Raw genomic sequence first — 1,134 nt, forward strand, 5'->3', positions numbered from 1 at the left:
GTTTTGGGTTTCTCCGTCGGCAAATTCTTTGTGTACAGTGTTGCCGAATGTGTCGTAAAAGAATTTTGCGCCGCCGTATTCGGCAAGGCGGTTGTCGTGTATTTTGCGCTCGTAGCTGTCGATAATGTTGTGTGCGGGGTCGAAGGCGAACAGACTGCTGCCCGCTTTTTTGATTTGCCCCAACGGGTCATATTCGTAATGTACCGTACCGCTTCTTTGGTCTGTCGAATGGATCAGGTTGCCGGTTTTGTCGTAGCCGTAGCTGCGTTTGACCGCGGTTTGGGCAGGGGTGCGGGCGGGTATGTAACCCGCCCCTACGGTTGCTTTGCCGCTTTCAGTCAGGGCTTCCAGTTGTGCAATCTGTTTTTTCAGACGGCCTACGGGGTCGAGTTCGTAGCGGCTGGTGAGTTTTCCCTGTGTCCTTTGGATTTCGCGGTGCAGTTTGTCGCGTTCGATGTCGGCGATAACGGTGTCGTCCAGCATAATGCTGTGAAGATGCCCGCTGCCGTAATATAAGTGATGGATGCGTTGGCCGTCGGGAAGTTCGGTAACGGTGCGGTTTCCGTTTGCATCATAGAAATAACGGATGTCGGCACTTTTGCCGAGCAGAAACATATCGTGTTCGGGGATTTGCCAATCCAATTCGGTCAAAGCCAGAGCAGCACATTCCTGTGTTGTGGGAAGTTTCAGGGCGTATTCGCCGATAATGCCGCCATTGGGATTGTAGTCAAAGGCTGTGCTGTGGTTCGGTATGGCTGCGCGTACCAGGTTGCCGTTTGAATCATAGTGGTAAGTGCGTTGCCCGATGCTGCCGTCGGTGTGTCTGGCAAGAATATGTTTCAGACGGCCTAAGTTATCAAGGCCGTATTCGCTCACAATCAATGCGGTATGGTCTTTGAGGCCGTCTGAAAGATTCTTTTCGGCAGGAATATCGAGGATACCGTATTCGCTCTGCTGTACCGGTTCGTTACCGGCGTTGTAGTGGTAGGCGGTCAGTTTGTGGTCGAAGCCGCTTTCGGCAATCAAACGGTCGAGCACGTCGTAGGCGAAGCGGTAGCGGGCGCCGTTTTCGTTGGTGAGGCCGATGAGCCTTCTTGCTTGGTCGTAGTGGTAGCCGAAGGTGTGGCCCAGCGC

General features: G+C 53.5%; 1 pseudogene. It reads right to left on the minus strand.

The features are described 5' to 3' along the window. A pseudogene (locus HMPREF9370_RS11445) lies at window positions 1-1,134 on the minus strand (hypothetical protein); the annotation flags it as partial.

It is taken from the genome of Neisseria wadsworthii 9715, assembly GCF_000227765.1.
Lineage (GTDB): Bacteria > Pseudomonadota > Gammaproteobacteria > Burkholderiales > Neisseriaceae > Neisseria > Neisseria wadsworthii.